The 10,103-nt window shown below is 40.3% G+C and carries 7 protein-coding genes and 1 pseudogene; 7 read left to right on the top strand and 1 reads right to left on the bottom strand.

Translation table 11 applies throughout. The annotated features are described in order from the left end of the window. The 5 genes and pseudogenes from ACFE93_RS14585 to ACFE93_RS14565 all read left to right on the top strand — a co-directional run. Nucleotides 1-1,566: pentapeptide repeat-containing protein (locus ACFE93_RS14585; protein ID WP_375473967.1), on the top strand; the 1,566-nt coding region annotated here is incomplete at its 5' end. A gap of 352 nt (nucleotides 1,567-1,918) precedes the next feature. Then, nucleotides 1,919-3,433 carry a C-3',4' desaturase CrtD gene (gene crtD, locus ACFE93_RS14580; protein ID WP_375473966.1) on the top strand — a complete coding sequence of 505 codons (1,515 nt, stop codon included), beginning with the start codon at nucleotides 1,919-1,921 and terminating at the stop codon, nucleotides 3,431-3,433. A 168-nt stretch (nucleotides 3,434-3,601) separates the two neighbouring features. Further along, entirely contained in the window at nucleotides 3,602-4,708 is a 1,107-nt protein-coding gene (locus ACFE93_RS14575; RefSeq protein ID WP_375473965.1) for a saccharopine dehydrogenase family protein, read from the top strand. Between the two features lie 132 nt (nucleotides 4,709-4,840). Beyond that, nucleotides 4,841-5,911 (top strand): annotated as a pseudogene (locus ACFE93_RS14570) (ISKra4 family transposase). 290 nt (nucleotides 5,912-6,201) lie between these two features. Next, nucleotides 6,202-6,591 carry a hypothetical protein gene (locus ACFE93_RS14565; RefSeq protein WP_375473964.1) on the top strand — a complete coding sequence of 130 codons (390 nt, stop codon included), beginning with the start codon at nucleotides 6,202-6,204 and terminating at the stop codon, nucleotides 6,589-6,591. A 133-nt stretch (nucleotides 6,592-6,724) separates the two neighbouring features. Here the strand turns inward: ACFE93_RS14565 and ACFE93_RS14560 are convergent, their stop codons facing one another. Next, nucleotides 6,725-8,023: a cation:proton antiporter gene (locus tag ACFE93_RS14560; RefSeq protein WP_375473963.1), complete on the bottom strand. Its 1,299-nt coding sequence runs from the start codon at nucleotides 8,021-8,023 to the stop codon at nucleotides 6,725-6,727. 592 nt (nucleotides 8,024-8,615) lie between these two features. On the opposite strand from ACFE93_RS14560, the gene ACFE93_RS14555 reads away from it, so the two are divergent. Both ACFE93_RS14555 and ACFE93_RS14550 read left to right on the top strand, forming a co-directional pair. Continuing rightward, the gene (locus ACFE93_RS14555; RefSeq protein WP_069069307.1) at nucleotides 8,616-8,885 is read left to right on the top strand and encodes a hypothetical protein; all 270 of its coding nucleotides are present in this window, start codon (nucleotides 8,616-8,618) and stop codon (nucleotides 8,883-8,885) included. 833 nt (nucleotides 8,886-9,718) lie between these two features. Further along, nucleotides 9,719-10,090: a hypothetical protein gene (locus ACFE93_RS14550; RefSeq protein WP_104909380.1), complete on the top strand. Its 372-nt coding sequence runs from the start codon at nucleotides 9,719-9,721 to the stop codon at nucleotides 10,088-10,090. Nucleotides 10,091-10,103 lie beyond the last annotated feature (13 nt).

The following is a 10,103-nucleotide window of genomic DNA, read 5'->3' as shown; positions in this document are numbered from 1 at the left end:
TTTTTTTTTATTTTTTTTATTCGTTTCTTTGAATTTGCATTTTTAGTAGCCTTTGCCTTTGCCTTTGGCGGAGCCTTTGCCGGAGCCTTTGCCAGAGCCTTTGCCGTAGCCGTAGCCGGAGCCTTTACATTATTTAGTGCTTACATTGGCTGGCGTAGTTTAATGGGAGATGAAAAAGATGCTTGGATTCGCTCATTTGCTCTCGCCTTTGCTGCGACAGGTGGAACTAGCTTCCGCAATGCCGATTTAACCGATGCTGATTTTACTGGTGCAATCCTGAAAAACACAGATTTTAGAAAAGCAAACCTAACACGCACCCGTTTTTATGAAGCAAAAAAACTTGACTTTGCCAGAGTTGACGACACCATATTAACTAAATTAGCTGTTATAAAATTACTCGTCACTGGTAATGGTCGAGGAAAATCTTATGCTGGTGCAAACCTCAAAGGCGCTAACCTGATAGGTGCAGATTTAAAAGAAGCGAATCTAAAAGATGTTGATATTACAGAAGCCACCTTCCAAGGCGCTTGTTTAGAGCGGGCAAACCTAACTTTAGCTCAAGCTGTAGGTACTAACTTCACTAGCGCCCAAATGACAAGTGCTTGTGTGGAAGCGTGGAATATTGAAAGTACAACCAAATTAGATAATATAGATTGTCGCTTTATCTATCTTTTAGAACATCCCAAGCCTGAAACAGACGACCGCGAACGCCGTCCTAGTAGTGGCGAGTTTCAACCAGGAGAATTTACCAAACTGTTTGAAGAAGTTTTAAATACTGTTGATTTAATTTTCCGCAATGGCATAGACTGGAAAGCTTTTGTTAACGCCTTCCAAACAGTGCAAGACCAAAATGCAGACACAGAATTAGCTCTACAGAGTATTGAAAATAAAGGTGATGGCGTAGTAGTAGTTAAAGTTGGTGTACCTGATGGTGCCGATAAAGAAAAGATTCATAGTGATTTTACACAAAGTTATCAACTGGCATTGCAAGCTGTAGAAGAAAAATATAAAGCACAATTACAAGCTAAAGATGAGCAAATAGTCGTTTATCGCCAACAAAGTGGAGAGATGGCAGAGATTGTAAGATTATTAGCGAATAAGCCGATTAATGTTCAAGTTGACAATAAAGTAGAGAATAAAAATATGACTAACAGCAATGATGCCAGTCGCAAAATTGAAATTGGCAGTGTTGGCAGAGACTTTAATGCTAGTGGACAAGCTTTAAATTTAGGTGATATTAGCGGTACGGTAACAAATACCATCAACCAGTTACCAGCGTCTCCCGAACCAGAGAAACCGGGAATTAAGGAATTGTTGACGCAATTGCAAGCAGCAATTGAGGCTGATACAAATTTACCGCAAGAAGATAAAGCTGAGGCATTAGAACAAGTGAAAGCCTTAGCTGAAGCGGGGAAAAGTCCTCAAGAGGGGGGGATGCAAAAGGCAGCGAAAACGGCTATAAAGATTTTAAAAGGGACAATTTCTAGTTTACCCAGTGCTACAAAGTTGGTTGAACAATGCAGCAATCTATTGCCGTTGATTTCAAATTTTTTGGGTTTAGGGTAATCCACCCGTGATTCACTTTTACCTCACTTCCATTCCTCTCTCCTCTTAGGCTACGGTGTACATACAAGTCTGAAACAGTTTAATCATCTGGTTTAAGCGTAAGTTTTACCCCTCCCTAACCCTCCCCTTGGAAAGGGGAGGGAACTGTATCTCTAGTTTCCCCCCTTTCTAAGGGGGGATTAAGGGGGGTAATTCGACTTGTGTCTACACAGCAGCCTAAAAGGAGAGAAGCTTTGAATCTTACTCCCCTTCCCTTATAGGCTATCCATTACCCGCATCTTTATGGGCACAGAGACCGCAGAGAAGGTAAGATTATAAGTAAAAGTATTAAGAATTTTAAATAAACTAATCAATGTCCAGCATTTCTCTTGACAAAAGTAACTCTCATGTCGTCGTTATAGGTGCGGGAATAGGTGGACTGACTGCTGGGGCATTATTAGCTCATAAAGGTTACAGCGTCTTAATTTTGGATCAAGCCCTCGTACCAGGAGGCTGTGCTTCAACCTTTAAACGCCAAGGATTTACCTTTGATGTGGGAGCAACTCAGGTGGCTGGGTTGGAACCAGGGGGAATTCACCACCGGATTTTCTCAGAATTGTCAATAGATTTGCCACAAGCAACGCCTTGCGATCCTGCTTGTGCGGTGTATTTACCAGGGGAAACCACACCCATCAACGTTTGGCGCGAGCAAGAGAAATGGCAAGAGGAACGACAAAAACAGTTTCCTGGTAGCGAAGCATTTTGGCAGTTGATGACAACTTTATTTGCTGCTAGTTGGGAATTTCAAGGACGCGACCCGGTACTACCACCGCGTAATTTATGGGATTTGTGGCAGCTAACTCAGGCGGTGCGTCCGAGTACATTAATTACCGTACCCTTCACTTTGTTTACGGTAGGAGATGCTTTAAGGTTATATGGATTGGGAAATGACCAACGATTGAGAACTTTTTTGGATTTGCAACTGAAGCTATACTCCCAGGTGGATGCAGAAAAAACAGCATTACTTTATGCAGCAACGGCGTTAAGTGTATCCCAACTGCCCCAAGGATTGTTTCACCTCCAGGGAAGTATGCAAGTATTAAGCGATCGCTTGGTACAATCCCTAGAGAGAGATGGCGGCAAACTATTGATGCGCCATACAGTAGAAAAAATCAAATTAGAAAACGGTAAAGCCAATGCTGTAGTCATTAGAAATCAGAAAACTGGCGAAGTTTGGACAGAAGCAGCCGACCACATTGTTAGCAACGTCACCGTGCAAAATTTGGTGCAGTTGTTAGGAGAACAAGTGCCATCTGGTTATAAAAACCGGGTGGAAAAACTGCCCCAAGCATCGGGTGCTTTTGTGGTCTATTTGGGTGTAGATGCCAGCGCGATTCCGCTTGGGTGTCCTCCGCACTTACAATTTCTGTACGATGCTGATGGCCCGATTGGCGAGAATAATTCCCTATTTGTTTCCGTCAGTCATCCTGGAGATGGTCGCGCCCCGGAAGGGAAAGCGACAATTATCGCTTCTTCGTTTGTCGATCCTGCACCGTGGTGGCAGACTGATGATTATGAAGGACTAAAAGAAAAGTTTACCCTCGAAGCGATCGCTCGTCTTGCCCAATACTTTTATCTCAAACCAGAAACAATTATTTATCAAGAAGCCGCAACACCCCGCACCTTTGCCCATTTCACAGCCCGCGATCGCGGTATAGTTGGTGGTATTGGTCAAAGAATTCCTACCTTTGGCCCCTTTGGGTTTGCTAATCGTACACCAATCCAGAATTTGTGGTTAGTTGGTGACTCCACCCATCCAGGGGAAGGTACTGCTGGGGTGAGTTATTCGGCGCTAACGGTAGTTAGGCAAATTGAAGCGCAAATGTAGTACTTACTCAAGTTAGTTTTGATAAGGACTAAAGTCCTGACTACAAAATTGTTTACAACTATTTAGATAGAGCAGAAATTTTATTAAATACTATAAATCATACTTATAACCGATGGCAAACAGGACGCAAAACTGATGAAATAAGGTTAGTGTTGCGAATCTGGAGTAATGACAGACAGCGTTTTAATTCTTGGAGGACGAGGGCGGATTGGTAGCAGTGTTGCCGAGGATCTAGCTACCCATACGCAAGCACAAATTACAATTACTGGACGTTCTGCGGAGTTTGGGGAAGCTGTGAACTTGTCTTCGGGGGGACAAGTGCAGTTTTTGATATTAGACTTGGCAGAAGTTGACAAGCTGCAAGATGCGATCGCAAACTCTAATTTAGTCATCCACTGTGCTGGCCCATTTCACTATCGAGATACTAATGTTCTAGAAACCTGTATTGCTCAAGGCGTTAATTATCTAGATGTCAGCGACCATCGGTCCTATACCAGCAAAGCTCTCAAGTATCATGAACAAGCTGCTGCTGCTGGTGTGACGGCAATTATTAATACTGGCATTTTTCCTGGTATTTCTAACAGCATGGTACGTCAGGGAGTTGAACAATTTGATCGACCAGAAAAGATCCACTTAAGTTATTTGGTTTCGGGTTCTGGTGGTGCTGGCATCACAGTGATGCGGACAACTTTTCTTGGGTTGCAGTATCCTTTTGAGACATGGATAGATGGAAAATGGGAAATAGTCAAGCCTTATAGTGAAAGAGAAGTAGTTGAGTTTCCACCTCCCTATGGAAGCACCGGAGTTTACTGGTTTGATATGCCAGAAACCTTTACACTGCCCAAAGCCTTCCCATCAGTAAAAACTGTAATTACTAAGTTTGGCTCTGTTCCTGATTTTTACAATCACCTAACTTGGATTGCGGCACACGTTTTTCCCAAGTGGTTAATGCAGCGTCGTTACATGATTGAATTTCTGTCTCATGTCAGCCATTCAATGACAGATGTCACTAATAATTTTAGTGGAATTGGAGTAGCTGTTCGTTCTGAAGTGACAGGGCAGAAAAATGGTAAAACAGCTGTTTATTGTTCAACTGTAGTGCATGAAAATACAGCGGTGGCTTCTGGTTGCGGCACAGGTAGTATTGCTCAATTATTGCTAGAAGGTAAACTCAAAAAACCCGGAGTTTTTCCTGTAGAAGAAGCATTACCAACAAATTTATTTGAAGAGGTAATGCAAAACCGAAAAATTAAAATTAATCACAGTTGGTCATAAATAGCTATTAATCGAGAACTGAGTTCTGGACAGTATATTAGTAAGCATGACAATTTCGGGAGCATCCAGTTTTGGAAGATTTATCATGTATGGGAAAATGTAAAGAGAAATAACCCTGTGCGATCGCTAAAAATGAACCAAGAGAAAGAAGAACGGATCAAAGCCTGCTTACAAGAATTGTCAACACTGCTGTATGACGAAGCAGACAAAAGTAAGCTGACAGACCTTGAAGGCATAGAAAAAACAGTTCGCAGTCAAATATTAGAACTAGTGAGTCCAGAAATAGCCCTTTTTTTGTCGAACAAAAAACAGGGACAACAGTAGGTAAAACGAGAAAAATCAAAAGCCTGGTTGGAGAATTGACTCTTAAAGCGAAACAGCTACAGAGACTAGGTTTAAGGGCAAGAAGGCAGGTTTTGCCCATTGCTTCAAAAATGCTGTTTGAGGCTATCAGGGAATGAATCATACCAAAATGCAGAAATTGAAATTGAGGCATTAACAGGAGTGAAAGTTGGTCACTCAACACAGCAAAAACTAGTTCTCGAACAAGATTTTCAATTACCACAAGCAAGGCAATCTGTATCAGAAGTAAGTGTGGATGGGGGAAAAGTAAGACTAAGAGGGAAACCCAAAGAAGGTTGTCACTGGCGAGATTATAAAACCGTTCGGGTGCAAGGGATTTACTATGGTGCATTTTTTGATAACAACCAATCATTAGTTGATTATGTCAATAGCCAACATCTAGTTAACCCATTAGTTTGCTTAGGAGATGGTCATGATAGTGTGTGGAATTTAGTCAAACAGTTTGGTCAAACAGAGCATTTTGAACGTTGTGAAATATTAGATTGGTATCATCTCAATGAAAATCTTTATAAAGTTGGTGGTTCTTTAAAACTGCTCAAAACTGCTGAAACTCTCTTGTGGCAAGGCAAAGTCGATGAAACTAAAGCTTTATTTGATCATTGCAGAGGTAAACAAGTTAAGAACTTCATCGCTTATCTACAAAAACATCGTTCTCGCATTGTCAACTACAGTTATTACCAAGCTGAACAACTTTGTTCTATTGGTTCTGGTGCAGTTGAATCTGCTATTAAACAGATTGGAGCTAGGATTAAAATTTCCGGCGCACAATGGAATGTTGATAGTGTTAGTCAAATCCTCTCTGTTCGTTGTGCTTATCTCAATGGTTTACTTGCTGTTTGAGTATTTCTGCCGAAAGTGGATGCTCCCACAATTTCGGACTATAGCGATTCTCATTTTAATTAGGTACACGGGTAAGGTTACACAACTTTGTGCTACGACTAAATCATTCGCGAATAACGAGATTCCGACTTTTCTGAGAAGTCGAGGCTCTGAGTCTTATGAATAAAATTAATATACCTTGAGGTAGAAGAAAGAACTGTACCTAAACACTTAGGATGCCTGTGAGCCTAAGATTTCATCTATCTTAATACCTAAAAAGGCTCATAACAAAAGATAAGGAGATTTTTTTCATGCAAAAAATTTTATTAAGTTTAAAACAAACATTACGCTCAAGCTTTTTGGTTATTGGTTTAATAATTTTCATTAGCTTGTCAGGTTCTTTCATTTTCGTTCAGCAAGCTAGTTATGCAACTACTCTTGAAGAATTAAAGCTAATACCTCCAGAATATAAACCAATTTCTGAAGAAAAAATTAATCGTGCTAACGAATATGATCCAGGTGTTGGCGTTCAAGAAGAAGAACGAGAAGAAGCTTATGAGGAAGCAGTAAAAGATTCAAAAAACCTTGATACTATGGAGAAGGCTTACGAAAGAAATTTGAAGGAAGAACAAGCACAAAATCCTCCAGAAAATTTTGGTGAAAAAGCGAAAGAAGTTCTTGAAAAAGTAACTGGTAAATAGTAATATAGACCTAATTTAAACCCCTTTCTTATAAAGAAAGGGGAATTAAGACTCAAAGCAATTTTCAGGTTTAAAGTAAGGTTCAGACAACTAAATTGTCGCCACTATCTAAAAGTCGCGGCAAAAATTTCTTTTACTCAAATTCGTCTATTGTGGTGGGAGGAGTAGTCTTTTTCTTATTAGCAAAACTGCGTTCATACCACTTCATTAATGGAGTTGTACTAATTCCATGCACAATTACTGAAGCGACAATGGTAGTGTAAGTTATCCAAGCAATTTGTTCGGCTGGTTCACCTTTTAAGCCATGACCAAAGGCATAAGCTAGATAATACAAAGAACCAACACCGCGAATACCAAACCATCCAAATAATAACCGAGTTCCTGGGTGTAAGGTTCGGCGGTGTGATTCTAAAGGACGTTTACCTATTGTGCTAATCCAAACTCCCACAGGTCTGATTATTAAGAATAACAAAATTATTACTAACAAAGATTGCCCAGCATACTTGAGCATTGGCTGCAATAATAATATTGAACCCAATAGTAAAATTGTCCCAACTTCCAGCAGCTTCTCAATTTGCTCAACAAATTCTAATTCTGCTAGCGGTTTTTCTGGATTTCTGTAACTGCGTTGGACAACTAATCCAGCAACAAATACTGCCAGAAACCCATAACCATTAACCATTTCTGTTAATGAATAAGTTATAAAAATTGTGCTGATAGCAACAAAGTCTTCCATTAACTTATCAGCAGCGCGGCGTTTTTGAATTTTTTCTTCAATCCAAACTATAGATTTGGCAACAACAACTCCCATAACAATGCCACTTGCGATCGCCCAAATTAAATCAACCGCAATCCATTTTTGAATCCAGCTGCTCCAGTTGTCGTTTTCTAAGGCATGAATCCCAAAATAAACGAAGGGAAAAGCTAAAGCATCATTTAATCCACCTTCAGAAGTTAAACCAAATCTCAACTCATCTTGGTCATTTGTACTAGTGAGTTGTACTTCTGATGCTAATACCGGATCGGTAGGTGCGAGAATTGCTCCTAATAAAATTGCTTCTCCCCAATTCATCCCTAAAAATAATTTACCCACAACAGCCAGAGCAAAAATTGAAATTGGCATCAGAAATGCAATCAATCGCACCGTAATATCCCAAACACCCAACTTGAGAGGACGAACAATTCTTAAGCCGCAGCTAAACACAGAAATAATTACAACAAGTTCTGTTATTTTCTCCAGCAATTCGGTGTTAAAAACGTCATCTCGACGTAATTGAATCAGCCCAAAGCCATAAGGGCCTAGAAAAATACCAACCACTAGGTAGATAATGGCAAAAGAAAGAGGTAAGCGACTAATCCAACCTGACCCTAACGTTACCATCAGCAAAAGTAGACCAATCACAAATAGCTCAATAATATAGATATCTACCATATAGCGGTTTACATAAATATAAGGTGTTGCTTTGTAAGCTTAGTTGCAATACCTTTGTATTAGAATTTACCTATGGGCAGATTTTCTGGGATTAGGAATCAAAGTGGAGAAGAAGGGAATAAATAAATTTGGTGTTGGTTTTGCCCATCTTAGACATCGCACCTTGATTATTTGTTAGAAGTCCTTTAACAATCGGATGTAGCACGGGAATATCGCTAAGACACACCTACACGCTTTTAGGAATGGTTTATAAGCTAAACGACATCTAGTTTGCATATCCAAAATTTATATAACTCTTGTGGCATAGTCCGAAAAGCCTACGCTAATTATGCAAATTAAATGTGGAACAGCTTAATCGTGTCTGACAAAAGACTTATGATTAAGACCGCACAGGAGAGGGATTTTTGGGCTTTCTGCATCGATTTGGAAATATAGCTAATTAGCCGGACATGATATATTTCCTACTTTCTGACTCAGATATCGCCCATTTTAGTACAAATATACTATAATAGGTATAGCGTCCACAAAGCCTAGCCAAATGCATAATGGCTCTGTGAAAACCTTCTGGAAGATGGATTCAAGGGTTAGTTCGATGATGAAGCATTATATTCTCAACCTCAATCCGACTGCCAAGCATGAATGGGATCGGTGTATTTTACGTGACCCGCTGACTGCCAAACGCCCAGACATTGCTAAACTAATTGCCGAAGCAGTTGGTGCTGATACAGGTAGTTATTTGGTGAGCGTGAATATCGAAGTTCAAGTTTTGCAGCAAGCGGCAGTACCTCAAGCCGAACAACTCTCGCTTTCATTTCCAGAGGTGAGTGTGCCGTCACAACCACAACTGCGGGAAGCAGCTTGAGCTAAAGTACAGAATTTAGGAGAAAATAATTAGCCTGCATAAGCAGGCTTGCTTTGTTAGCCGCAGACTTCAGTCTGACGGCTAAATAAGTCATCGGTATATGAGCAGACTTAATTTTACAGCAGTTTTAATGTATTTGAACCACATCTGTTGTAGAGGCGCAAGGGCTTGCATTGGTGTCAACTTAAACCAAAAACTATATCGGACAGGCGTTTTGCAAATCCCTGACGCCCTCATCCCCTAACCCCTTCTCCCAAGGGAGAAGGGGAATTGAATGTCTAGCTTCCCTCTCACTTGCGGAGAGGGGCTGGGGGTGAGGGCAAAACGTTGTCACCAAGCGGGTTTAGCGTTAAGTTTACACCAATGAAGGGCTTGCGCCCCTACCGCGTGGTCTATTTACCTGACAATAGCTGTAAAAGACAAAATTAATGGCGTTCTTCAAAAAATATCTCCAGAAGTTAATCATGATGTACATTCATTTTCAGTACTAGATAAAGCTAATTTTCAAAACTTAAAAAGTTGGTCGATACAGGGTATATATAAAGATGAATCAGGTTTGAATTTAAAATTTGTTGAGAGTTTGTTTGAACTTAATTGACACTAAATTTTAGGAAAGCGATTATAAATAACTCGTAGATAATAATTGCGCTTACTGCACCTCAGACATCGCTTTTTCTCCCCTAATTCAGTATATTTAGACTATAATATATATATAGCGTCCACCAAGCTGAGTTAAGTGTAAAACTGCTCTGTGACAGCCTTTTGGGAAATGGATTCAAGGGTTGGTCTTATACTTAAACACTACATTATTGACCTTAGAGGAAAATTATTAAATGATGCAACTGAGTCATTATCCAGCTGCGATCGCACAAGCTGCTCAACGGGCTAATGAAATAGACTCTCAGTTAATGGCAGTGCAGCACCAAGTTAACCGATTTGAAGGCAATGCAGACCGCACCGCCGCCTTTGAGATGGATTTGAAAAATGATGCTCAACGTAAGGCTCGTCGCTTTGAGGTGTTGCTTGTGAATCAGGAATATCAAAAAGCAATAGACACTCAAATTCGACTAACTGTCGATAAAGCAAATGCCATCGCTCATTTGGAATATCTGCGTAATCAGTTTAGTGTAGCTAAGTTGGAAGCAAGATTAGCGATCGCTCAACAACTCTCTGATTTTGAATCTCGTGAATTAGTTGGTTTGTAATCACACCCATCAA

This window comes from uncultured Nostoc sp., from assembly GCF_964247315.1.
Taxonomy (GTDB): domain Bacteria; phylum Cyanobacteriota; class Cyanobacteriia; order Cyanobacteriales; family Nostocaceae; genus Nostoc.
This window is presented reverse-complemented; position numbering and strand designations above follow the sequence as displayed.